Genomic DNA, 25,759 nt, shown 5'->3' with positions numbered 1-25,759 from the left:
TATTCAAATTAATCGCTTCAATACGTCCCAATCTCCAAAGTAAAGCTGATGGCTTAGACCTTTCAGTCTCTCGTCCATTGGTACTGAAGATGTGATTTTCTGGCTATTGAGCTTTTCATTGACAGATGTGTTTGGTGATTTAGTGCATAACCAATCTTGATCTGAGTAGAAATCCGACCAACAAGTGATTTGTGCGTTACCTTGCAGCTGCTCGATAGCGTTCTTGACCCGTGTGGATTTGGCTGCCATCATCAGTAAAGGGCTTCCTAGTGTTATAAAGTTAAGCTCTTTCTTACCCGTATAGGAGGCAAGAGCTTCGACGGCGACGACAGCTCCGAAGCTATATCCGACCACGGTAATTTTCTCATACGCTGGGTCACGTACTGCATCATACAGCGCTGAGTTTATCCGGCCTCTTATTTTGTGAAACACGTTATCCCGGTTGAGTAAATAGCATTGGGTCGCATAGGAGATGTCGACAACGGAGTTGACTGGAAAAACGGCAACAAGTACTGCCGACACTGCGAAGATATACCATCCACCCAGCGCTTTAGCGCAATCACTTATACTCTGCATTATTGGTGCAAAATTTACTGACTCACTTCCGGATATTTCGAATGTAAAAACGCTTTCTGGCGGAGTGCCTATCGCTGTTAATAAGGCCAGAAAAACACCCAAATACCAAAACAGCATTAAAAGTAGCGTGAACAGCATTGATGAGAACATATACTTGCTGTGTATCGCAGCTGCCCAGACAGGCAGTGAGCGCATCCAGTACAGAATTAATGACAAGCCTCTAATGGCTTTTAGTGAGCTGCTGGATGCACTGAGGTTTTGCGCTAAGTCAGACCAATAGACTTCATGGATATCTATTGTCTTTTGCATTTCGTCTGATACATCAATCTCGATTTGACGTTTGCTTGCGCCTTCTGCGGAGGTAAAGTCTTCTATATTCTTAAATGGGATGCCGGTTCCTTTACAATAATCTGCCAAGCCATCCGTTAGCTTGTTTAAATATTTTTCAGGCCCCCCGCCAGACAATCCAGGGATAAACAAGATAAGTTCTTTGCTTTGAGACATCATTAAAATCCCTTTCTAATAAAAATCATATTTTGATAAAGCAATCGTAAGGTATTTTTTATCGGAGACGGTAATATGATTAGCAGAGCAGAGAGTATTTGCCAGCGGCACTGGCACAATATTAATGCAGCATTGCATATACTCTTATATCAAAGGAAGCGTGCAAATGGGATTTGCGAAGACACTTATTTCAACTTCACTGTTGCTGGCATTCACACTCCCTGCCAGCGCAACTATATACTCCGTGCATTGTCCACTTGGCTGCCCAACTAATCCAGATGGCAACGACTTGGTATTTAACCATCTATATGCGCTCTCGAATAATAACCAAACTAAGTTCGCCGATTGGGTAGCTTATGAAGTCGATATCACAAATTTTGGGGTGTCACCCGGTCGTGACTGGTCGACAGATCCCTTAATTCATCCAGATAAAACATTAGAGGAAGACGACTATAAAGGGGCAAGCAGCTCTGTACTGCAGGCAGATAGGGGCCATCAGGCCCCACTTGCAACGTTTGCCAGCTCAAAATACTGGTATGAGCTTAATTACCTGAGCAATATCACGCCGCAAGATAAAGACTTAAACCAAGGCCCTTGGAAATCCCTTGAGGATGCAGAAAGAGCCGCTGTAGGTTTTAGACATAGCCTGTTTGTTATAACCGGGCCTCTATATCTGATAGAGATGCCGATAATGCCTCAAGCGGATGAAACCCATAAAGTACCTTCGGCCTACTTCAAAGCAATTTATAACAAAGATGGCCACGGCGCATTTTTTATCATGGAGCAATCGGCCAAACGCAACGACAGTTACTGCGCCAGCTCTGTTTCGTTTGAGACGTTAAAACAGAAGCTTAATTTTTCTCTACCAGCGCTGCAGTCATCGGCGGCTTTGCTTAAACAATTGGGTTGTATGTAGGGATTATTTTTAATCTTGTATATAAGGATATGACAGATGTCTAAGAAACTAGTACTCGGTCCTATACTGGGACTTGAATCTGATACGCTCTACACCGTTACATTTATCTCTGACAAAAATGCCAGTCAGGCATCTGTAACTTATGCAGATGGCCAAGAGGCAGACGCGGTGCTAATTGGCGAAATCTACTCAGGGCATGTGTGGCGTGCTGTACTAACCGTGGCCATGCAGGACAAACGCCACGTCAACTACAGTATTTCAGTAGATGCAGAGCCTGCGGAAGACAAAGCCGGCAGAACTTTCTGGACGTTTTATGTGCCAGGCGCTAATGAGAAACCTAAGTTCGCATACGCCTCATGTAATGGTTTCTCTGACTATAAAATGCTGACAACAACAGAGCAGCCATATCGCCTTTGGAAAGACATGGCTGCAGAACACTTTATTAACCCGTTCTCCTTATTGTTACTTGGTGGGGACCAGGTATATGCCGATTCCATGTGGACGACGTTGAGCACGCTGAAAGCCTGGAATGAGCTTCCACGGGAGGAGAAGGTTAACCGCAAAGCAACGAAAGACATGCGGACACAGTTAGATAGGTTCTACAGTGAGCTTTATGTCGATAGATGGAACAAAGAACCCATAGCCCATATGTTAGCATCTATTCCCTCTATCATGATGTGGGACGACCACGATATTTTTGATGGTTGGGGCAGTTACCCGGACGATTTACAGAAGAAATGTGACGTATATCAGGCCATCTTTGCAGCAGCAAGAAAACACTTCTCTTTACTTCAGGTTCGGGGCAGAGACAACACAAGTTTATTGGCAACCGACGACAAGACACATTTCTCAATGGCGGTGCACTTTAGAGGATATAACATTCTCGCGTTGGACAACCGCTCTGAGCGTACGCTGCTTCAGGTCATGGGCAGTGAGCAGTGGAAAGACATCAAAAGTTACTTAGAAAATAGCTGTAACCACGGGGACCTGTTGGTTATGACTGCGGTACCCGTGGTGTACCGGGATTTCTCTTTTGCAGAAAGTGTGGTCGATTCCACGCCGTGGGAGGAAGAGCTCACAGATGATTTAAAAGACCACTGGCGAGCTAAAGAGCATGAAGGGGAGCGCCTAAAACTTATTATGGCTCTTTTGGAAAATGCGAAAATACGAAATGCCAAAACCGTGCTGCTATCAGGTGATGTGCATGTTGGCTGTCTGGGCATTATCCGGGACTTACGTTTACAGCAGCCTATAAGTATTCACCAGGTGGTGTCATCAGGCATTGTGCATCCCGCACCAACTTACCTCGAATGGTTAGGCATACTGGCCGTCACAAATGATGACCTCGAATATTTGGAAGAGACCCGATCCATCACGGCCGACATGCTCAAGCCACAGGGCTCGAACAAATATATCCGCGCCCGTAATTTTGTAACGTTGCTTGAAGGGACGGATACGAAGCTCTGGGTTAACTGGATTAATGAAGGTAAAGATAAGCCTGCTTTTCCGCTTCAATAATGCACAAATTTGAAAATGATATGTGATAGCGGCTTTTTTATTTGATATTAATTTTCGGATTTTAGATGGGATATATGTGGTTCAGATAATTGTATTCAATTTAAAGTTAATTCCTTCCTTAAATTGATGCGATAAGTTAGGGGTTTTAATGATTGCCAATTTTTTATTATTAACTACGTAGGAGAACGAGGATGTTTCCGGGAAAACTAAAATATCTAACTGTGAAAATCTGCTGGTTAACACTAATTTTCATTTCTGGATGCACATCAACACCAGATTTATCTGGTTGGGCACAAAATTCAGCTGACCTCGCAGGGGCAGTAGCAAGTGAGGGAAAACAAATAACTGAACGGCTTGATCATAACTATGTTGAATATCTTATTGGATCTGAGGAGGGGTGGTTCACAAAAAGTAAACTAGATGAATGGAAAAATCGTCGAGATACGTTTGCGACAAATAAAGTTGATATTGACGCAACACTCGAGGTTATGACCGGGTATGCAGATGCCATAGCAAAACTTGCGGCGTCCGGAGAAACTGGAGAAGAAGCTGTAGATAGCATAAACAATTCAGTAAACTCGATCGTTAATACTGTTGGCGCATCCAATCCAATTAGTTCAACTGCAATAACAGCATTCAAGGCCTTTGCTGATGCTTTTACCAAAGTTCAAGCCCAGGACTCATTGGCAGGCATAATGAGCTCAGTCAATAGAGAAGTTCAGTTATTGGCTCAAGTGGTGAAGGATGCAGCAGAAGTACAGAAGCAAGTAATCGACTCGATACAACTCCAGGAATGGGCAATGATTGACGAGCGCGCGGGTAAAAAACGCATGCGTTGGTATGCAAATAACAAAGGTTTCTCTTCAATTGAAAACTACTTCAAGGACAATGCTGATCCTGTGGAAGCGCACGCGATTGTCGGACTACTCTCATTACTAGAACCACGCTATCGCGCTAGAGAAAAAGCTAAACAAGATTCGATTCAATGGCGTAAGACTCGCCACTCAGCACTAGACAAAATTGTGAAAGCAGTCGACGCATGGAGCAATACGCATAGCGAAGCTGCCAGTGTACTTCAGAAATGTGGCGGACTTAGATCTTTTCGATTCAAGTGTGGAAACTACACTGCTGCAAATTTAAAGCTGGTAGCAGAACAAATTAGAGCAGCAGTCCCCAGTGAATAGTCTTCTTTATAAGTTGATCATGAAATTGCTAGCTGATTTGTGTATACACAACACTTAATTATGAGGAAATGCAAAATGACAATTGAACATAACGCAGCAGAAGCGCGTGGTATGGCTGCACTAGCAAAAATTCGCAACGCAGTTGCCGAAGAAAAGGATTACACAGGTTTTCTTAGTGAGTTTAGTAATGCATTGGATACCGCTGATGATGAAACCCAAGACCGCTTATCAAAAGCCCGTGACCTGCTTATTAATATTACGGCGGAAAATGCCTTCGCTGCTTACGCAATAATTGCGGCAAGTGCACGTAACCTTAAAGACGGATTTCGATTGGCAACAGTCGTCGCTAATAAGTCTGAAAAAAGCCTATTTTTTCCTGGTGCCGCGGCTCATCTTGCCGAGGTAGCTGCACTTGTCGACCAAATAGCAAAAGCCTCCAAGAGCATTGACGAGGATATAGGAAACCTTGTTGACAGTTTCAATGAAAATGATGTTAAAAATCTTTATTCAGAAGGCGTGGCCATTAAAAATACTATTGATGTCATTTTGTCTACACTAAATAGAATATCAGAAAAGTTTTCTACCGAGTAGAATATTGACTTTTTTAAAAAGGTGATAGTGCAAGCATAGATTTTAGACTGCTTGTTATTGATGATATGATGTATGGTGGTTGTGCTAAGTTGGTTATGATTTTTAGGGTGTAGTTGATATGTTTTTTTGATTTTAATTCGATATATGTCGAGGGTTCTGCTCTTTGGATATCTTTAAGCATGTAAGTTTAATTCTTAACCCTCTAGGAAGCAAAGAGGTAAAGGTGATCTGGAAAATTATCTTTATGCTAATTATTTTGCTAGTTTTTATTTATATTTTATATGTTAGATTTAGTTTTAGTCCACCTCGGTATAATGGACTTCAGGCAAAGATCCTTTTTTCGGATAATTGCAGATCATTTAATGAAACAGTGGTAGTCAACTCTGGTGTATCAAGCAAAGTTAATGACGAAATCAATCGAAGTAAGTGTAAGGTTAAAGTGCATGGTAGGAGGCTAAATGTCAGCGAAGCGCACACTAGGCTAATTCTTGATATTAAAGTGCTGTTGAAAGAAAATATATCGAAAGATAATGTTTATGTTATTTTCGAAATAGGCGGGTTTGAAGATTTTGAAAGGATTGAAGTCGCAGGGTTACATTCTAATGCAATATATAGTGAGCTTCAGGCTAAAAGTAGGTCAGTGAATGCTGGGCTCAGACGTTATATTGTAAACTTGTCAGAAATTATATCTGTTGCTAATTTAAATCAAGAAAGTGCTCACAATGGTTTTATTTCTCATAGATTTTATTTGGCACTGGATTTCCGTAGTGTACTTAGTCAACTAGATAGTAATAGGTATAAGTTTAATTTTAATTATGTCGACAGGACAGGGTATGGCTCCAAAGATGATACATTTTTTGTAACTCTAGAGCAGGAAGGATTGGAGTTTATTCAAGGAATAAACGGCCTTATAGATTCTAACTATGACCAGAGAACAGGATATCTTAGTTTACTAGTTATTCCGAATTCATTCGAAGGAAGACACAGTCGAAATTTGGGATCTCCAGGAGACATAAGTCAAGTATTGTATTTAGATGTTCACGACTTCAAAGCGATCGACCCACAAAATATTTATGCGCTTTTTTATGGTGCTGGGTTTGGTTGTAGCTTTACTTGTAGAGGTATTAAGAATAAGCATGCGAGAATCTGATTAGCATTTGGATTAGATACCAATTCTAAGAGGGCGATTTTATACCTCTGAGTTAGATAGAAAAAAGCCGGCGATACCAATTTAAAGAGAGGCGCAGAAACTATTGTGGGTGAGAAAGGTGGAACTGATGTTTAGTAAGGTTGTCAGAATGTTTAGTTTGGAAAACCATGCTATTATTAGGCTAGCACTCGTTTAGTTACTAGAGTAGAGGAGCTTATGAAGAAGGCTAGCGAGCAACCATACGTTTTAAGTTACACAAAAGGCCTTAAGTTTGACGACGTAGTAAAAAATCAAGAAAGGTTCTCAAATGAGAATTATGCTGATTTTTATCGTAATAATGCTATTTCTGAAATGGACTGGAAGGTTCTAAATAGATTAAATCGCTTAAGCAGTGATTCAGCAACTGTATCGCTAAGCCAGGTTGTTAAATCAATTGGAGCGGAAGCTGATTTAGTTTTGAAAGATATTGAGAAACTGATTTATGAAGGCGTTTTGGATATAAATTTAGATCCTGAAAATAGGAACAGTCTTGAAAATGTGACAATTAAACTGACTGAAAATGGTAAGAAAATTGTTAGTGCTTATCAGGTTTTAAAGGATTCTGTAAGTAAATTTAAGAACGAACGGCGTATTTATAAGAATGATAAGTTAATAAAGTAATAAGGGCAATGACATGGAAGTGTTGTCGATTGAATATTGGTGTTCTTATTTTGGTCTTTACCTTTCTGTATTTTTGATAGGGATTGTTTTCAGCTTTTTCGAAATTACGTCTAGATATAAAGACGCTCCTTTTAAAGTTATAATTTCTGCACCTTCCATAGCGTATATGGCTTTTAACGGTCTAGTGAGTTTTGTTGCATTATTTTTAATGCATGCCTTTCTTGGGGATTTTGAAACTGGTGAATATTTGACTAAAGACAAAGTGTCCGATGTTATTTCGGCTGGGGTAGGGGCAATGTTTGTTTTTCGCAGTTCCTTAATAAAAATTAAAGGAGAAAACGGAAAGGAATTTGATGTCGGTTTAGCTGAAATTGCGTCGCGTTTCCTTGGTGTTATTGATCGTGAGATAGATAAAAAGAGGGCTAGTAAACGAGCCCAAGAAATTGCAACTATGGCTGCAGGAATAACCTTTGATGATTTTTCTAAAATTGTAATGCCATTTTGTATTGGTCTTTTACAAAATGTCACTGAGGAAGAAATAACAGCTATACAATTATATTACACTGGCATCGGAGAAGATGAATCTATAAGTGAAAAAGTACGACCTTTAAAAGCGGCAACCGTTCTCTATGATCTTTTAGGCTATAATGCTGTAAACGATGCTATTACAAGTCTAATATCGATTAAAAAGCTGAATAGAGGGGGCATAGATGAGGAGGATGTTAATGCTGATGCCGCATCTGGATTTTTCGCTCGAGTCTTGAATTGGAAGAAGCCAGATTCCAAGACTAGACGCGAACCTGAAACTGCTGAAACTGCTGAAACTGCTGAAACGGCTGAAACGGCTGAAACGGCTGAAACGGCTGAAACGGCTGAAACTGCTGAAACTGCTGAAACTGCTGAAAAGTTTGCAAAAGATATTAGTTACTCTCAGGGTAGTGAAGAAACTAAAAAGTAATAACTTAAAGAGTTACATCATACTGAATTGCAACCAATTAACTTAGTATATCCCAGCTGTCTTAGCTGGAGATTTTTCAATCCGGCCATCACTGAATCGCCACCAATAAACTAGACATTTGCCAGCTACCTATTCTGAGAATTGTTCTACCTACCCAAAATCGTATCAAAATTAGCCGGAAAATACCTCCGGTAACCGCTATGGTATTTACGTGAGATCAATTAAAGCTGTATCAGCTAATCACACGCATTCAGAGTGCAGTTGTGTTGCATAAGTGTAAGATTTAGCTAAAGTAGTGACAGAAGTATCGAAAATATCTATGTTAGTGACAAGGCATGCACTTTGTCGCTGATCTAGTTAAAAATCTGCACTTTAATATACGTTAAAGTGCAAAATTGATATTTTCCTAAGAATCTATGGTCGATTCAACTTTCTGGTTTTCGGAATTTGGTCAAGGAACCTAGACATGATTTATAACTTAATTTCTTTTATCAAAGAAAGTACGCTGGTTCTAATTTTGATTACGATGGTAATGTATTTCCTCATTAAGGTAGTACTTATAGATTGTCTAGCTAACAGGGAGAATAGTAGATACTTTAAAAAACTAACAAAGAAAGATTGGAAGTACATCGATTATATTTGGTTGATTATTGCTTTGTTGGGGGTTGCACTAGGCAATAAAGAAACATTGGTTAGGGAATTGAACCAGGACGCAGCAATATCGAGAACTAATGCTATTCTGTACTTAAATTCGCTTAAAGAATTTTCTGACATACATACGGGTTCTGCATGTAACGATCCCACCGGAAAAATCGATGCTATTGAAGGTACTTTCGAACTAGAGACGCACGGACCGTCCATAGAATATCAGCTGGCTTGTGAATGGATCGATGCGGTTGCGACCAAAGCAAGGCAACTTAATCTCAATCAATTGGAAGAAGTTAAGCTTGATGATTTTCCGAAAGCACCGGGAACAATTGCGTCATATGACGCAGAATCAGATCTTGAAAAGACACTTGACCTTTATCGCATTCAAAATGAAAAATATTACGAAATTAAAGAAAAGATGAAAGTAACCCCGTTGGAAACATTCCTTTTTGAAATAGCACCACTTTTGATTTGTTTTGCATTGGCACTAAGGATGGTTAAAACAACTGGGGAGATAAAGCTAGAGTAACACAACCAAATCTTGGTTTTAAATCGTTACTTAAAAAATACGGTATGAATTAATGCTGATGCTCTGAATTACTAAGGAAAGATGAAATATGTGGTTGGTAGAGTTTATGGCCTTTGTAAGTGTGCCGCTTTTTTTAGCTCTGATTTTTACAAAAACTAGGGCTAATGAATTGAAAGAAGAACTTTGGGAGCTACGTGATAAATATCAGAGACATTTATTTCCACACAAGAATATATCAGGCCGTGGAGATTACGCTGTAAGGTACTTTTTAGATGGCATCGAGTATATAGAACACATTGTTAGTGTAAAAGAACAGAATGATTTAATAAATCGGCTAATTAGTGAACCTGGTATCGGTAAGGTTGTCGGTTACAAAGTTGGATATAAAGACTGGGAATCGTGGAAGTAGGCATAATATTTTTATGAAAAAAAGTGAAGTTGTAGAAGATCCTTTGAAATCTTTAAATGAAATCTGCTCACCAGACCCACGACAAAAACACTTTACCGGTAGCCTCTCTGATAGACATCGTATTTGAAGTGAAATTAATTTACATCTATGCGTTCCAGTTGATGTTCGACAATTATTTGAAACGGCCAAAAACTTATGTCTGTATACTTGGTTTGTTTACAGATTTCATCAAGTCGCTGAATTACAGGCATATGTCACATTAGAAATGGCACTTAAGACCAAATTTATTTCTCAGTATCCAGACGAAAAAGTGCCTACCTTAGCAAAGTTGTTAAAGACTGCTGAAGATGAGAGATGGATTAATAATGAGCGATTTCCGAGCTTAATGTTTCGAGAAAATTCTACTTTTGACGTCAGTTATTTTTAGGGGGGATTACCAAACTTCTTAAATTATACGATATTAGGTACTATGAAAAACCTGCTGAAAAAGATAAGGGAAGCCGAAAAAAATGGCTCGTATTGAGAATCACAAATATAGCATTGAAGAAGCCTTTAGAGAATGTTTTTACATTGTACCTGATTACCAACGTGAGTATGTTTGGACTGACAAAGAAGTCCATCAGCTACTAGAGGATATCGGAGAGCAAATTGATGTCGGCTCTGCCAGAGAGTATTTTATCGGTACTATACTGGTGTCTCCCACTGAGCAGAAGAATCATTACGAAGTCATTGATGGACAGCAGCGTCTTACAACTTTCTTCCTCTTGTTGTGTGCTCTCAAGCATTTGTTTCAAGGAGAGCCACAGCGGCAGATGATTTCCGGATTAATTTCTACAAGTTATGTTGATAGTGAAGGGGAAGTTCGTACTAACCTTAAATTAGAACCCCGTTATGAAAGCGCCGGTGAAGTTATGGCAAAGCTCGTTGAGTTGGATGCTGAACCCTTAATTGTGCGTGCCGGTATTCAGGCGGCAGGTATATCGAGTTTTGGATCTCTGGAAAATCTGGTTAACGCCTATAGTACTCTTTATAGATATTTGAAGGATAATTATGAGGAAGTAACACAGCTTAAAAAGTACTGGGGATATTTGGCAAATAACGTTGTATTTATCCAGATTTCAACAGATGTTAGTAGTGCTTTAAAAATTTTTGAGACGATTAACGAAAGAGGGGTCGGCTTGAATCCGATGGATTTGCTTAAGAATCTGTTGTTCACACAGGTAAAGCAAACCCAGTTTACGGAGCTGAAAGATGAGTGGAAAAAGGTTACCAAACCACTTGAGAAGGCTAAAGAAAAACCTCTTAGATTTCTAAGATACTTTTTGATGGCTAACTACGTCATAAAAAATGATCGTGCGGACAATGTTGTGCGTGAAGATGAAATTTACGACTGGTTTGTCGCAAAAGGTAATGCAGCTCTTTGCAACTACGAAGCTAAACCCTTTGAGTTTGTCCGAAAAGTAATTCGTAACGTAGAGCACTATATATCATTTGCTAAAGGGTGCGGAAATGACGGTCAACCAAGTTTGGTGATGGATAGCTTGAAAAGGCTTACTGGCGGGGCTTTCAGTTTGCATTATGTCTTACTACTTGCCGCCGCCAATTTTCCAAAACAACTATTTGATCACTTCGTTGCACAGTTGGAGAGTTTCCTTTTTTATTACATCTTCACAAAAACACCGACAAAAGACTTAGAACGTAATTTTTCGTTATGGGCGGATGAACTACGTACTATTGCCGGAACAACAGATCTTTCTTTACAGAAATGCAAACTAAACGACTTTATATCTGATCATTTTGAGAAAAATATGAGTGCTAAGTCCCAAGAACTAGCTGATGCACTCAAACGCTTCACATTTTATTCGATGCAGCAATATCGAACGAAGTACTTGCTAGCGCGCTTAACTCAGCACGTCGAAATGGCATTCAGCGGAATCAAGACGCCTGGCAGTCTTGAACCGTATACCAAGCTTGAAGTTGAACATATTTTGCCGAACAACCCAAAAGCGGAGCTTCGCCAAAGTTGGCTTGATGACAACCCTAATGCTGTGTATGACGATTATAAAAATCGCCTCGGTAATCTTACCTTGCTGGAAAAACCAATCAATATTGTCGCAGGCAATGATTTTTACGTGGCAAAGCAATTGGAATACAGTAAGAGTGGTAACTACCTAACTCGAAGCCTTGCTGCTTTAGTCGATGTAGGGCAAGACACTTCAGTAACAAGAATCAATGCCAAATTGGAAGCGTTTCCTGAATGGAATGCTGCTTCAATTGAAAAACGGCATATGCTTTTAATTACACTTGCGAAAGACGTTTGGAAGACAACGGACATTTAGTTAAGCTGTACTAGCTCAGACTTGATCTGACAGTTACCAGTTTTGCGGTGGTGTCTGTCCAATCAGATTTGAGCTGGTAAATTTAAATGGTTCCTCGGTTTTTGTAGTTCATTTCCCAGTCGATGAACCGTTTTTCCCATAGTTTGCTGAGTTTATCCGCGTGTGTCCATTTACGCTCTATATCGTCTTTCTTCGGTATATCAACACCAGAAAGTTTCTGGCTAAACATCCTTGGTATTACTTGGTTGTAGTGGCGATCAATCATCTCAATGCTGATTCCACATTGGCGGGCCAAAACGTCTATTTGATCCTATTTGACAAACTAGATTGCTGGCCTAATCTCTAAAGTTTTGGTTGATAACAATTAGGGAATGGACAATATGAAAATTAAGCGGGATGTGTTGGGCTTAGTTGTTTATGGCGGGCTGTTGGGTGTCTGCGGTGATGCAATTGGGCAATTAGACGTCAGTAATCTTCAGCGTATTCAGAGTGGAGGGTTTGAAGGTGATAAGCCTTTCAGGTTGCGGTTCGGTACATTGGGTTTAGGTGATGAGTTTGATGGTTCAGCGCTATCGTCTCCTGGAGGGGCGGTAGAGTATTCCTTAAGCGACTTGATTACTTGCAGACCGGTGCATGGAGATTATATCGCGACTAAAAACATCACGTTGCAGAGACAAGAAATTATTAGTGGTACATTTACTGCTGAGTTCCAAAAGCAGCTTCATAAAAAGCTTGGGATGAGTAGCGTATCAATTAATGGAATTGAGTATAAAGGTGGTAGTTATAGGCTTGATGTTAAAACTCTTGAGGATCGTGTTGCCTTTATGAAGGCTGCAATTACATATCCCGGTTTGTCAAAAGAAGCGTTAGGTAATGCTATTGTTTCTAGGTTTGGAAATCCTGATTTGTATTCGACTGAATCTGGGGGGCGTTCACCGGCATAATTTGTTTGAGTTGGTCAAAAGTTGAAATGTAATTATTTATCAATGTGTTAATCGAAAAAATTACGGGGATAATCGAACAGAGAGCTCTCTGTTACTGCCGTATGAGTCTATACAAACTTTCTTTTTCCAAAATTCTCAGCAAGCCAACCATAATCCCTAATATTGGCTTTTCTAGCCTTTTGGCTAATCTCACGTCGTTTCAATGAATCAGGATCTTTTTGCTCGTACACCATACCGCTGAACTCTTGCCTGAACATCGAAGGCAGTAAATGGCTGTACGTTCTGTCGATCATTTCTATACTGGTGCCGCATTGCTTTGCTAATGCAGCGATGTCTGCTTTCGTTTTCAAGTTCCATGTAATGTAGGAATGTCGCAATGAATAAAGAGTTCGTTCGCCGTAAGGGCTTTCTTTGAGGTTTAGCTTTTCCAGTATGTCAGAGAACTTACGGCTTAGGCTCTTTGGCTCTGAGCCGTCCGCTAACCTGAATACTTTGTCGGTTGCTTGTCTGTCTGGAAATCTGGCAACCAATTCCTCGAGGTTTGAAACGAAGTCACTGCGCACTACGACTTGTCGTGTTCCTGTATGGCTAGTCGTTTTACCCTTGCGAACTGATACCGTAATCTCTGGTACACCATCATTTAATCCAAAGCCTATATCTCGCCATTCCAATTGCTCAATCTCAGTACCTGGCCTCATACCGCTAGCAACAACAAAATCAATGTAGTCATACAGCAATTCCAGCAGCATGCGACTAGTTTTGTTTTTGGTGCGTTGCTTTTCCTCATCAATATATTCGGAGATTTTGCGGAACTCTTCCCAAGTAAATGCAGCACGGCGCTCTTGTCGTTTGCCTTTGGTGTCAAACGTGGGGATATGGTATTTGGAGATCTGTGCTGACCTCAGCGCTTTGTCATATATCTTGCCAAGAACTGCGTTGTGATTTTGCAACGATGAGCTGGATAACTCGCCACCAAATTCTTTCTTGCGCCATTCAGAAAACGCATCCATGTCTTTTTGCTCAATGGTGTCGATTCGTTTCCCAGTGAAATACGGAATATGATAGTTTTTGAGAATGCCAATATAGACGGTGTTGGTTTTAGCAGACTTTCCGTTGGCAATGTCCAGTTCTAAATCTTTAATCACTGAGTTGGCGAGCACTTCAAAATTCTGGGCGCCGGCTTTGATGCCGAGCTGAAATTCAGCCCGGCGTTTATAATAAGCCTCGGTGGCTTTAACTTTTGCAGCGTCAACATCTATTTCGCCGGTAGCATACGTAACGTGTTTCTTACCGACTTTGAAGCGGGCATACCAACGTTGAGAACCCTGCTGGATAAAAATAATCAGTCCCGTGAAGATGGTTATTTTCTGCAGGTACGCCATTCAAAACTCCTGTTAGATAAATCCTCGTAATTTGTAGTTTTGTGCCCAGCGATCTATCTGATGTCTAAGCAGTTCGTCGTAGTGGACTTCCGAAAACTGCTTATCAACCATCTTTTGGTTTTCCAACGCTACACCTGACAATTCGCGGCCAAACATCCGAGGGATAACATGACTGTAGTGCTGTTCAATCATCTGGATACCCGTACCACACTGACGGGCTATAACGTCGATACTGACATTCTGGGCAGTGAGCTCCCAGGTAATGTAGCTGTGACGTAACGAATATAAACTCCTTTCTCCGTGTTGGGAATGCTTTAGGCCGGTTAATTGTAAGGCTCTATCAAAGTGTCGTGGCATCTCTTTGACTGCAGAACCGGATTTCAGTAGAAACAGTTTGTCGTCCTTTTTCCTATTCGGAAAACGCTGACTTAGACGCTGTAGTACTTTTACGATGGCTTCCTTACAAACAATTTCGCGTGTACCGGTATATTTCGTTGTTTTCCCTTTACGAACGGTTGCATAAAATCTGCAGCGCTCAGCGTCCCTCTCAATGTGCAAATCTGCCCAAGTCAGGTTATCCATTTCAGAGCCTGGCCTCATACCCGTCAGGATAGCGAAGTCCATGTAATCCAATAAAAGCTCTCTGATCTGCCGGGTTTTCTCCTTGCGGCTTTCATACTGGATTTCTTCTACCTTCTCCCTGACCTTAAGATATTCGTCAATATTAAAAGCTGCACGGCGCTGGCCGCCGACACCTTTGTTTTCTAGCGATGGTACTTGGCTAACCAGCATCCACTTCTTTTTCACGGCATAATCAAAGACCATTTGCAGGGCTGCGTTGTGGTTCTGTACTGTTGACTTAGCCGGGATGCGGCCAAGCTGAGCAACGCGCCATTGGTCGAACTCGGTAAGTTGATCATCGTCAATTCTGGTCACATGCGTGCGACCAAAAAAAGGTATATGGTATTTGCGCAGTGCACCTATATAATCGTCATAGATGACTTTACCCATACTAGCAGCTAATGCTTGCTGCATCTGTTGTATGACTTTATCAGCCACAAAGGCGAAACGTTTAGTCTCTACAACAAAGTTGTTGGTTTCGAAACGGATTTCGTATTCGATGAAAATTCGATGAGCCTTAGCTATAGCTTCGCTCAGATCACGAGTTTTGGTTGTGCGGGAAAAGTGAGTTTTGTTGATTTTTAGGCGGGCAATCCAGTTATAGCAGTTACTTTGCTTGTAGATTTGCAGGTCTGGTGTAAGGCGATGTTTCTCGATGACTTTTGACATTTTTTAGCTCCATGTATAGCTCTCAATTTGCAAATATTTTGTAAAGTTTGCTTTTTGAGAGAATTATCTGCTGAATTTTCAGCTAGATAACCATATATGAAGTTCATTCAAAATCCGCCGGGGGAAACTCCGTGTCGGTTCGAGTCCGACCCTAGGCACCAAAACGAATCAAATCAATTACTGATAGTATGACTTCGCTTTATAGCTTCAATCATCGCTTGCGCCAACGGTGAGCCTGAATGGTTGATGGATGTAATTAACACCACCGGGATCTGGTAACAATATTTTTGCGGCAGTATCGCTTTGAATACGCCCTTATCTACCCAATGGCTGGCGTAGTGCTCGGGCAGGTAGCCGATAAACTTACCGGATAAGATCAAATGGGCAATACCTTCGTCGTGATAGGCGATTGCGGTATTTTGGTAGTTTAAGCCATCGTTGCGCCGCTCTTTATCGCGCATATAGTTACTGGTGATCACTTCAGCGCGTTGTAATAGTTTTTCCGTTTCCTGCTCTTTGCACTCAAACAACGGGTGGCCGCTGGCACAGTACAGATAGTTGGTTTCATTAAACAGCGGCGTGTAATCCAGCCCACGGATATGGTGGCGGCTAACGCCGATGCCCAACAGCGAACGGCCGTTGGCGACGGCTGTTTCTACTTCGCGTGCTTCGCAGACATAGATATCAAATTGAATAGCGTCGCTTTTCTGTTTTAGTGCCGCTATGGCTTTACCGATAGCGCAGCGTGGGTCGCCAACCAGGGTGTCGATGGTTGCTAAGCTTACCCGGCCAGATAATTTATGTTTTGAGCCTGCAACTGTAGTGGCAAAAGCCTCGCATTGCTGTAACAGCTCAAGTGAAGCCTGATAGGTTATTCGCCCAGGCTCAGTCAGCTCAAAACCACTGCGGCCACGTTTACACAGTGTTACGCCCAGCCGTACTTCTAAGTCGGATAAATGCGCACTGATGGTTGAGCGGCCGATATTCAGCCGCGATTCGGCCGCTGACAGCCCGCCGCATTCGACGATAGTGACGAAAATTCTCAGTAAACGTAAATCAACGTCCTGTACCTGCATCAGTTGCTCTTTAGTTCGATAAATCAGGAATGAGTTACGAATATTATGTATTTATAAAACTACTGACGCAAGCTAGCATGGTGGTATTAAAGCAATGTCTGCTCATCGCGGCATCGGCTGAACCGGTTTACTCACATCAACACGCCATGAATCGTCCCTGAGGCTCGGTTCCGGCCATCTCTGGCCTCCAACGGTTGATTTAGAGCAAACCGATTCTGCCTGCGAGGTCCCGTTGCAGACTTTTTATCAGCATGTTTAAGGATCACAATATGACGTTTCGCTATGGTTTAGACCAGATGGATTTAGATATCGTCAACGGTATCGCTGATGGCAGTATTAAGGCTGAGTTGTGTGCTGAAGTTATCGCCAGAATTAATCAAAGCCGCAACAACGTTGAGGTAATGGCCTCATCTGACAAAGCCATTTACGGCATTAACACGGGCTTTGGCCCATTGTGCGATACGCAAATTTCGCCGGCCGAAACCGCGCTACTGCAAAAAAATCTGCTGATCACCCATGCCGTGGGGGTAGGTGAGCCTATCGCCAAAGCCATTTCAAAATTAATGCTGATCACCAAAGTACATGCCTTAAGCCAGGGCTATTCAGGTGTACGCTTAGAAGTGGTTGAGCGCATGCTGAAATTTATTGAGTTGGATTTAATTCCGGTAGTACCCGAGCAGGGCTCAGTGGGTGCTTCCGGCGATTTAGCGCCGTTATCTCACCTGTTTTTACCGCTTTTAGGTGAAGGTGAGTTTTGGCACGACAAAGGCACAATCAGCGCGGCTGAAGCCTTAGCGCAACATGGCTTAGCACCGCTGGAGTTACAGGCCAAAGAGGGCCTTGGCCTGATTAACGGCACCCAGTTTATTTTGTCACATGCCATTACTGCCCTGACTAAGATGCGCTACCTGCTGAATTTAGCCGATGTTGCTGGCGCCATGAGTATTGAGGGTATGCAGGGCAGTGGCTCGCCGTTTCGTGCCGAGCTGCATCAAATCCGTGCTTTTGCAGGCAATATCGAAGTAGCTGCCCGCATGCGCCGCCTGTTTAAAGACTCAGAAAATATGGCTTCGCATACCGGTTGTGCCCGGGTGCAGGACCCGTATTCGCTGCGCTGTATTCCGCAGGTACATGGTGCCTCGCGTAATGCCTATAACCATTTAAAAGAGTTGGCCGAAATTGAAATGAATTCGGTTACCGATAATCCTATCGTAATAAGCAGCGAAGAGGCGATTTCCGGCGGTGGCTTCCATGGCCAGCCGCTAGCGATGGTGCTGGATTATGCTTCTATCGCCGCTGCCGAATTGGGTAACATTTCCGACCGCCGCTGTTATTTACTGTTGGAAGGCCTGCATGGTTTGCCGCGCTTGCTGACCAAAGCCGGCGGTTTAAACTCCGGCATGATGATCCCGCAATATGTGACTGCTGCTTTGGTAACCGAGAACAAATCATTGTGCTTCCCGCCGTCAGCCGATAGTGTACCGACCTCAATGGGACAGGAAGATCATGTGTCTATGGGCAGTATCTCTGGCCGCAAATTAAACCAGATCTTAGGTAACCTGGAAAAAATTCTGGCGATAGAACTGATGTATGCCGCTCAGGCAATAGAGTTCCGCCGGCCAAATACCTGTTCTGATCTGGTTGAACACAACTTTGCGCTTATTCGTAGCAAAGTGGCGAAGTTAGAAGAAGATCGCCTGTTAAAGCCGGATATCGACGCCATGATTGAACTGGTGAAAACCCAGGCCTTTACTGTCAACTTTGCGCTGAATTAAGGGGAGACGGATGATGACTTTTCAGGACCAGATTAAGCAAGGTATACCAGCCGAGTTACCGCCAGCTAAGCGGTATCCTGCGGATGCGAACCGGGCGCCTAAGCGTAAAGACATACTGACCAAAGCAGAAAAGCAGCTGGCGGTGCGTAACGCGCTGCGTTACTTCCCAAAAGCGTGGCACAACGAACTGGCGGCAGAGTTTGCCAAAGAGCTGAGTGATTACGGCCGTATTTATATGTACCGCTTTAAGCCGGACTACAAGCTAAAAGCGCGGCCAATTACTGATTATCCGGCCAACTGCCAGCAGGCCGCCGCCATTATGCTGATGATTGATAACAACCTCGACCCGGCAGTAGCACAGCACCCGGAAGAGCTGATTACTTATGGTGGTAATGGTGCCGTGTTTCAAAACTGGGCGCAGTACCGTTTAACTATGCAGTATTTAAGCGAGATGCAAAGCGATCAGACACTGCATATGTACTCAGGTCACCCTATGGGTTTGTTCCCATCATCTGAAGAAGCACCGCGGGTTATTGTCACTAACGGTATGATGATTCCGAACTACTCCAAGCCGGATGACTGGGAGCGCTTTAATGCGCTGGGCGTTACCCAATATGGCCAGATGACCGCCGGTTCATACATGTACATCGGCCCGCAGGGCATAGTGCACGGTACTACCATCACGGTAATGAACGCCTTTCGAAAGGTACTGAAAAAAGGCGAGAGCAGCAAAGGCAAGATCTTCTTAACCGCCGGTTTGGGCGGGATGAGTGGTGCCCAGCCCAAAGCCGGTAATATCGCTGGCTGTATTACCGTCTGTGCCGAGGTAAACCCGAAGGCTGCCACTAAGCGCCATCAGCAGGGCTGGGTTGACGAGCTTATCGATAATATGGATGCGCTGATTGCCCGGGTAAAGCAAGCGCAGGGCAATGAAGAAGTGGTGTCGATTGCCTACATCGGTAACGTCGTCGATGTGTGGGAACGCTTTTATCAGAGCGATATTTTTGTGCATTTGGGCTCAGATCAAACGTCACTACATAACCCGTGGTCTGGCGGTTACTACCCGGTTGGCATCAGTTATGACGAAGCGAATCGCTTGATCCGGGAGGAGCCAGAGCTATTTAAAGCTAAAGTGCAGGCGACATTAAAACGTCATGCTGATGCGGTGAACAAACACACCGCGAAGGGCACTTACTTCTTCGATTACGGTAATGCGTTTTTACTGGAAGCCTCACGTGCCGGTGGCGATGTGATGGCCGACAACGGCATCGACTTTAAATACCCGTCCTACGTGCAGGATATTTTAGGCCCGATGTGTTTTGACTACGGCTTTGGCCCGTTCCGCTGGGTCTGTACCTCCGGTAAGCCGGAAGATCTGGATAAAACCGATGCCATTGCGGCACAGGTGCTTGAGCGCCTTATGGTAGAGGCGCCAGAAGAAATTCAGCAGCAAATGCAGGATAACATCACCTGGATTAAAGATGCTAAGCAGAACAAGCTGGTGGTCGGCTCGCAGGCACGAATTTTATATGCCGATGCCGAGGGCCGGATGGAAATTGCCGCAGCCTTTAACGCCGCTATTGCCCGTGGCGAGATTGGCCCTGTGGTATTGGGGCGTGATCACCATGACGTCAGCGGCACCGACTCGCCGTTTCGTGAAACCTCTAACATTTACGATGGCAGCCGTTTTACTGCCGATATGGCGATTCACAACGTTATCGGTGACAGCTTCCGCGGCGCGACCTGGGTGTCTATCCATAACGGCGGCGGGGTAGGCTGGGGCGAAGTGATTAACGGTGGCTTTGGTATGCTGCTCGACGGCTCAAACGAGGCAGACAGACGGTTAAAATCCATGCTGCTATTCGATGTTAATAACGGTATCGCGCGTCGCAGTTGGGCACGGAATACCGAGGCCGATTTTGCCATTAAACGTGAAATGGCCAGAACCCCGAAGTTAAAGGTTACGCTGGCGAACCGGGTAGATGACGACATTCTGGATAATTTGTCGCTCTAGCAGCTTTAGCTAGTTAACATTGAGCCCCGTCAGCTTTGCAGGCGGGGCTTTCGTCTTTTTTAAAACACCTTGCTATACAAGCGGCTAGTGCCAAACCAGGTCAATTCTGCAGCACTCTGGGGCTTATGCACTAAACTGATTAAAATTTAATCAGGATGATTAGCCATGAAACGCCGCGATTTTCTGACTCAAACCTCATTATTGCTTGGTAGCAGTTTGCTGCCAGTGTCTCATCTATTGCAAGCCAGCACAGCATTACCCGCGCTTAAAACCGCAGATTGGAAAGGTCTGAGGCAGCAATTCTCTTTGACTCACGACTACATACATTTAGCGACCTTTTTGCTGGCATCACACCCCAAGCCGGTGGCTGCCGCGATTGAACGCCACCGCAAAGCCTTTGATGAAAACCCTGCCGATTACTGGCATGAGCATTTTATGACCATTGATCATCAGATAGCCGCGGCAGCAGCCGACTATATGGGCGGTGATGCCTGGCAGATAGCACTCACCGACAGCACCACTATGGGCCTGGCGCTGGTATACAGTGGCTTAAAATTACGCCCGGGTGATGAAATACTGCAAACGGTGCATGATCACTATTCCACCGATTTATCGCTGCAACTTCGGGCAGACAGAACCGGCGCTAAGGTGCGCCAGGTGGCACTGTATGATGATCCTTCGCAGGTGTCAGTAGATGAAGTGGTGACCAAACTAAAGGCGGCCATTACTACCAAAACCAAGGTCGTTGCCGTAACCTGGGTGCATTCCTCTACCGGGGTAAAGCTGCCGGTGCGGGCCATTGCCGATATGCTGACTGAACAGAATAAACAGCGTGATGACGCCGATCAGATCATCTTCTGTGTCGATGGCGTACATGGCTTTGGTATTGAAAATGTGGATGTTTCGTCATTGGGCTGTGATTTTTTTATTGCCGGTACCCACAAATGGATATTCGGCCCACGCGGTACCGGTGTGATCTGGGGCAGTAAACGCGGTTGGCAGCACTGCAATGCGGTTATTCCAAGCTTTAGTCAATCGTATGATGTCTGGCTGGGTGGCAGCACCCAGGATCAGGTGCCCACAGGCGAGCACATGACACCGGGTGGTTTTCATTCGTTTGAACACCGCTGGGCGCTGCCTGAGGCGTTTAAATTACATTTGCAACTGGGTAAAGCGGATGTTCAGGCGCGTATTCACCAGCTTAACAGCCAAACTAAGCAAGGCCTGGCCAAACTGGCGGGCGTAAAGCTGTATACACCTATGTCGCCACAGTTATCTTCGGGATTGGTATGTTTTGATTACAAACAAATGTCGCCGGAAGATGTGGTAAAAGAGATGCACAAAAAAGGCATTATTATGAGCGCGACACCATACCGTAAGTCTTATGCCCGTTTTGCCCCAAGTCTGGTAAACAATGAGCAGGAAATTGAACAGGCGCTGGCCGCACTACATACCGTGTAGCCAGCGTTACTTGATGGCTGGCGCAAGTTATAGGGTGTCTAACAGGCTTGACGCTTTGCTCCGGTAGTCTGGCTGGCTGGTACTGTTAACCAACTTTTGCAATATAAGCCGTGCCTCATCTTTACGTTGCAACTGCACCAGGCTTTCTGCCAGCAGGTAGTTTACCTCTGCATTAGTGCTATCCAATGCGAATGCCTGTCGCAGCACGGGTAGTGCCTGATCAAATTGACGCAGCTCAAGCAAAGCCTTCGCCCGCGTTAATTGGATCCGGGGATTGTTACCAAGCAGCTTATCTGCCTGAATGGCATACACCAGTGCTCGCTGAGCGTCATCAGTTAACAATGCATTTGCCAGATTATTATACAGCCAGGGATCATCGGTGAAAGCGCCGGCATTCAGCAGCAGCTGATATTGCTGTTTTGCTGCTGCATAAGATTGATGATTAATATGATGCTCAGCCAGTAAACGGCGCAGCCACACATTGTCAGGGTTGGCGCTAAGGTATTGCTCAGCTAGCGTGACAAAAGGCTGGTTGTATTTTTCCTGCCGGGCTAGTTCGTATAAACCGGCCCAGGCGCGCTTGAAAAACGGGTCCTTGCTGATGCTGGCTTTAAAAGCAACGAAAGCGTCTGATGTATTGCCTGTTTGCCTGGCATATTCTGCCCGAAGCAAATACGCGTCTGCACTTTCGCCTGATTCGCCTTCTAGTGCAGCCAGTTGCTCTTTTGCCACAGGCAGTTTGTTGTTCGCTATCAGCATGGCGATATATTCGTACTGATATACAGGTTGATCTGGCGAGAGCTGTATTGCAGTAGCCAGGTTTTGCAGCGCCAGTAGCGGATGGCCTAGCCGCTGCTGAATTCTGCCAAGCTGCAGCCAGTGCCCACTGTTAAGTTCCGGCAATGACTGAATAAGCTTTATTTTGTCTTCAGCTTGTGCCGTTTCGTTCAGAGCAAGCAGGACCTCGACTTCCTGAAACAGTAACTCTTTATCAAGAAACTCTTGCCGCAATGCCCGCTGCAGCAGATAGCGTGCGTCCGTCAGAGCATTGGTTGTCAGGTAGTGACGCAGCAACAGGTCTACCGCTGGGCGGTAGTATTTACGGTTTAGCATCGTATTCAGTCGCTGCTCGGCCTGTTGTGTTTTACTTAACTGCAACTCCGTAGCAGCCAGCAAAACGGTTGTGGCCTGGTGGTAGGGCTGTTCTTTTAACAGTGCTGAAAGTAAGGTCTCAGCTTCTTGTATTTTGCCCTGACTGATGTACAGATTAGCCAGTGTCAGCCTGCCGGCAAAGTGTTCTGGCTTTAGCTTCAACAGCTGCTGCAATGTCTGGTTTACACTCTGGTACTGCTGCGCTTGTAACAGAATACCGGCATATAAGTTCAGGTAATCTGCATTATCAGGTGCCAAAGTTATCAGTTGCCGGGCCTTCTTCATAGCGGCGTCATTATCACCGACATCCAGCGCCAGCAGAGCGCCCGTTAACAACGTTGCTGGGGTATCTGGGCTTTGCTGCTTATTCAACTCCTGCAGGGCCAGCTCTGGGCCATATAACTGGCGTTTTAAATCGGCATCCAGTGCTGCCAGTGTTGCATCAGTTGGAAACCGGGCCCGGATATCACTTAACATCGTTTCAGCTGATTTAAGCTTGCCTGCTCTCATCGTAAGCAACACATGTTGAGCCAGCAGTGGCACGGAGTTTTGAATATGCTCTTGATGTCTCTCCAAAAAACGCAGTGCCATGCTAGGTTCTCTGGTGCGTAAATAATGTTCTGCAATCAATGCGATAGCATTTGAATCCTGCGGTTGCAGTTTAAGATAAGCTTCTAAATCCTGAATCGCCTGTTCTGATGCCCCCAGCAGATAGTTCAAGGCTGCCCTTAAATACAGCTGTGCCGGCGCTGCTGCAAAGTAATCGGTTGGCAGCGCATTCAGATCATCGCGTAGCGCAACAAAATTAGTGGTTTCTGTTTTATTATCCAGCACAGCGTTAAGCAGCAGCAAACTAAAACGCAGATAAGCATCGTTTAGTCCCATATCTTGCAGCTTAAGTAAGAATGGCCGCGCTTTAGCCGGTTGGCCTACGGCGAACCAGGCGGCGCTTAATGAACGTAAAACAAAAGGGTTATCGCTCTGTAGCGATAAAGCACGCTGATAGTAATCCAGAGCCGCTTCGGGTTGTTGCTGCTCTTTGGCCAGATTGCCGAGCAGTAGCAGTGTTTCAATATTCTGCGGATCTTTTGCCAGGGTTTGCTGCAATAAGCTATTAGCCTTAGCAAACTGGCGTAATCTGATAGCCAGGCCCGCTTTGGCATTGAGTAAAGACGCATTGTCTGCAAGCAGTTGTTCTGCGTTATCCAGTGCGGTGGCGGCTTCGGTGTATTTACCGTTTTCCTGATAGAGGTTAGCGCTGACCAGCAGCCAGTTAAAACGTTTGAGCGGACTTAATGCACCATACTTTTCAAGTTGCATCAGCCTGGATTCATCCTGAAATAACAGGTAGACGTAACTTAGTTCATCACTGAGCAGATTAACATCGGCACCGTCGGTTAGCGCGCCCTCTAACACGTTTAACGCCTGTGCGAAGTGCTGCTGCTCTAACAGAATTTTGCCCAGTAAAATTTGAGCCGCTAAGTTATCCGGATTATCTTTTAATACATTACGTAAATGGATGCCCGCGCTATCAAATTGTTTCTGCTGGTACAGTTTTAACGCGTTCTCGTAATTATATTGGCTGTCGGCAAGCAACTGGCAGGAGGAAACCAGCAGCAATGCCAGAATAAAGCGAACAAACATTGAAACCTCTTATCGTTTTTTGCCGGAGTCGGCAAACTGTCCCTGTAAAGCAAATGAACAATAGCAGTAATAAGCAGATAAAAAAAAGGGGCCTGACGCCCCTTTTGTGCAGATTAAGCGCGCCGTCTGTAGAGCAAGCCAAGCAGGCCTAACGAAAACAGTGCTATGGTGCCAGGCTCTGGTACCTGTACCGGCGTATCAGTGTTGTCTGGTACAAAGGTCTTGGTGGTAATACTGGCAAATTTAATATGATCACCCAGAGCGTAATTGCCGCCGTTAAATACCGGATTATAAGCGCCGATTAACCAGTAGTTAGCGAAAGTGCTGGTAATGCCTGTACCTTCAATAGAACTGTTGTTGGCAAACACATAAGGTGTATTAATACCAGTATCTTTATAGCTCGCGGTTTGGATGGCAGAATTGGCCACCTGTTGCCAGTTTACTGAACCGCCGGCGAAAGGGTTAGCTGCAAAAGCACCTACCGATACCCAGCTGTAGCCGCTGGTCCAGCTGTTTGTCAGGCTGAGCAACTCAACAGGCTGTAAGAATTCCAGTAAGATAAAATCAAAGCCGCTGGTATTGTCTACCGCGTGCGAAGGTGAGCCGCTGTCGTTTCTGTTCCACAGCTGTACACCCCAATTAGAATCAAGGGTGACGCGGTTGGCAGATCTTACCGTAGACGTTGCGCTACTGCTGTTAGAAGACCAGCCAGATAGTGCAGCGCTGTTGCCTGAGCTGGATTGCAGTGACAGTTTGTTGGCGCCAGTTGTAGTCTGGCCGGTTTTAAAATTCCACGTTTCTGTGCTGGCATAAGCAGACAGTGAAACCGAGCAGAGCAAAATTAGTATGGATCTTAACATTTTCCATTCCCTACAGAGATAGACGACAGTGGTTTATCACAATTCCTAACATGTTAATGCAAAAAGCAGACCATTTTGTTAATGGCTGATTCTGAATGATTTTTATGATTCCGTATCTGGTCTGGTGTAAATAAAACTGACAGATCCTTTTTGATCCACAGACGCCATACGTTACAAAT

20 protein-coding genes are annotated in these 25,759 nt (G+C 44.1%); 14 read left to right on the top strand and 6 right to left on the bottom strand.

From position 1 onward, the window contains the following. Nucleotides 1–3: 3 nt before the first annotated feature. Nucleotides 4–1,083: an alpha/beta hydrolase family protein gene (locus AC5SV9_RS07525; protein ID WP_475147685.1), complete on the bottom strand. Its 1,080-nt coding sequence runs from the start codon at nucleotides 1,081–1,083 to the stop codon at nucleotides 4–6. Nucleotides 1,084–1,246: 163 nt separating this feature from the next. Between AC5SV9_RS07525 and AC5SV9_RS07520 the strand changes: the two genes are divergently transcribed. The 11 genes from AC5SV9_RS07520 (at nucleotide 1,247) to AC5SV9_RS07470 (ending at nucleotide 12,926) form a co-directional block, all read left to right on the top strand. Continuing rightward, a complete protein-coding gene (locus tag AC5SV9_RS07520) occupies nucleotides 1,247–1,996 on the top strand; it encodes a DNA/RNA non-specific endonuclease (protein WP_475147684.1) in 750 nt (249 codons plus the stop codon). 36 nt (nucleotides 1,997–2,032) lie between these two features. Next, nucleotides 2,033–3,514, top strand: coding sequence for an alkaline phosphatase D family protein (locus tag AC5SV9_RS07515; RefSeq protein ID WP_475147681.1), 1,482 nt, complete (start codon nucleotides 2,033–2,035; stop codon nucleotides 3,512–3,514). Between the two features lie 191 nt (nucleotides 3,515–3,705). Beyond that, the gene (locus tag AC5SV9_RS07510; protein WP_475147678.1) at nucleotides 3,706–4,698 is read left to right on the top strand and encodes a hypothetical protein; all 993 of its coding nucleotides are present in this window, start codon (nucleotides 3,706–3,708) and stop codon (nucleotides 4,696–4,698) included. Nucleotides 4,699–4,773: 75 nt separating this feature from the next. Continuing rightward, nucleotides 4,774–5,289 (top strand): hypothetical protein, encoded by a 516-nt coding sequence (locus AC5SV9_RS07505; RefSeq protein ID WP_475147675.1) that lies wholly within the window; start codon nucleotides 4,774–4,776, stop codon nucleotides 5,287–5,289. A gap of 223 nt (nucleotides 5,290–5,512) precedes the next feature. Then, the gene (locus AC5SV9_RS07500) at nucleotides 5,513–6,439 is read left to right on the top strand and encodes a hypothetical protein (protein ID WP_475147672.1); all 927 of its coding nucleotides are present in this window, start codon (nucleotides 5,513–5,515) and stop codon (nucleotides 6,437–6,439) included. 216 nt (nucleotides 6,440–6,655) lie between these two features. After that, on the top strand, nucleotides 6,656–7,099 hold the full coding sequence (locus AC5SV9_RS07495; RefSeq protein ID WP_475147670.1) for a hypothetical protein: 444 nt from the start codon (nucleotides 6,656–6,658) through the stop codon (nucleotides 7,097–7,099). A 13-nt stretch (nucleotides 7,100–7,112) separates the two neighbouring features. Next, nucleotides 7,113–8,057 carry a hypothetical protein gene (locus tag AC5SV9_RS07490; protein WP_475147668.1) on the top strand — a complete coding sequence of 315 codons (945 nt, stop codon included), beginning with the start codon at nucleotides 7,113–7,115 and terminating at the stop codon, nucleotides 8,055–8,057. A gap of 466 nt (nucleotides 8,058–8,523) precedes the next feature. Continuing rightward, nucleotides 8,524–9,234: a hypothetical protein gene (locus AC5SV9_RS07485; protein ID WP_475147666.1), complete on the top strand. Its 711-nt coding sequence runs from the start codon at nucleotides 8,524–8,526 to the stop codon at nucleotides 9,232–9,234. Between the two features lie 88 nt (nucleotides 9,235–9,322). Then, nucleotides 9,323–9,643, top strand: a complete 321-nt coding sequence (locus tag AC5SV9_RS07480; protein WP_475147665.1) for a hypothetical protein — start codon at nucleotides 9,323–9,325, stop codon at nucleotides 9,641–9,643. Between the two features lie 509 nt (nucleotides 9,644–10,152). Further along, a complete protein-coding gene (locus tag AC5SV9_RS07475; protein ID WP_475147663.1) occupies nucleotides 10,153–11,982 on the top strand; it encodes a DUF262 domain-containing protein in 1,830 nt (609 codons plus the stop codon). A gap of 380 nt (nucleotides 11,983–12,362) precedes the next feature. Next, complete coding sequence (locus AC5SV9_RS07470) at nucleotides 12,363–12,926, top strand: hypothetical protein (protein ID WP_475147661.1); 564 nt, start codon at nucleotides 12,363–12,365, stop codon at nucleotides 12,924–12,926. A gap of 107 nt (nucleotides 12,927–13,033) precedes the next feature. Here AC5SV9_RS07470 and AC5SV9_RS07465 read toward each other — a convergent pair whose 3' ends face one another. The 3 genes from AC5SV9_RS07465 to AC5SV9_RS07455 form a co-directional block, all read right to left on the bottom strand. Next, on the bottom strand, nucleotides 13,034–14,308 hold the full coding sequence (locus tag AC5SV9_RS07465) for a tyrosine-type recombinase/integrase (protein ID WP_475147658.1): 1,275 nt from the start codon (nucleotides 14,306–14,308) through the stop codon (nucleotides 13,034–13,036). A gap of 12 nt (nucleotides 14,309–14,320) precedes the next feature. Continuing rightward, nucleotides 14,321–15,598 (bottom strand): tyrosine-type recombinase/integrase, encoded by a 1,278-nt coding sequence (locus AC5SV9_RS07460; protein ID WP_475147655.1) that lies wholly within the window; start codon nucleotides 15,596–15,598, stop codon nucleotides 14,321–14,323. Nucleotides 15,599–15,771: 173 nt separating this feature from the next. Continuing rightward, complete coding sequence (locus tag AC5SV9_RS07455) at nucleotides 15,772–16,674, bottom strand: LysR family transcriptional regulator (protein WP_475147653.1); 903 nt, start codon at nucleotides 16,672–16,674, stop codon at nucleotides 15,772–15,774. A 269-nt stretch (nucleotides 16,675–16,943) separates the two neighbouring features. On the opposite strand from AC5SV9_RS07455, the gene hutH reads away from it, so the two are divergent. The 3 genes from hutH (at nucleotide 16,944) to AC5SV9_RS07440 (ending at nucleotide 21,924) form a co-directional block, all read left to right on the top strand. Beyond that, nucleotides 16,944–18,449 carry a histidine ammonia-lyase gene (gene hutH, locus AC5SV9_RS07450; RefSeq protein WP_475147650.1) on the top strand — a complete coding sequence of 502 codons (1,506 nt, stop codon included), beginning with the start codon at nucleotides 16,944–16,946 and terminating at the stop codon, nucleotides 18,447–18,449. Nucleotides 18,450–18,459: 10 nt separating this feature from the next. Then, complete coding sequence (hutU, locus tag AC5SV9_RS07445) at nucleotides 18,460–20,463, top strand: urocanate hydratase (protein WP_475147648.1); 2,004 nt, start codon at nucleotides 18,460–18,462, stop codon at nucleotides 20,461–20,463. Between the two features lie 165 nt (nucleotides 20,464–20,628). Then, complete coding sequence (locus AC5SV9_RS07440; RefSeq protein ID WP_475147645.1) at nucleotides 20,629–21,924, top strand: aminotransferase class V-fold PLP-dependent enzyme; 1,296 nt, start codon at nucleotides 20,629–20,631, stop codon at nucleotides 21,922–21,924. Nucleotides 21,925–21,951: 27 nt separating this feature from the next. Here the strand turns inward: AC5SV9_RS07440 and AC5SV9_RS07435 are convergent, their stop codons facing one another. After that, nucleotides 21,952–24,720, bottom strand: coding sequence for a tetratricopeptide repeat protein (locus AC5SV9_RS07435; RefSeq protein ID WP_475147642.1), 2,769 nt, complete (start codon nucleotides 24,718–24,720; stop codon nucleotides 21,952–21,954). 113 nt (nucleotides 24,721–24,833) lie between these two features. Beyond that, nucleotides 24,834–25,580, bottom strand: a complete 747-nt coding sequence (gene xdp1 / locus AC5SV9_RS07430; protein WP_475147639.1) for an exosortase-dependent surface protein XDP1 — start codon at nucleotides 25,578–25,580, stop codon at nucleotides 24,834–24,836. Between the last annotated feature and the right edge of the window lie 179 nt (nucleotides 25,581–25,759).

The organism is Rheinheimera sp. ATLC3 (assembly GCF_059429535.1).
The sequence above is the reverse complement of the archived record's forward strand: the minus strand, read 5'-3'. Positions and strand labels throughout refer to the sequence as shown.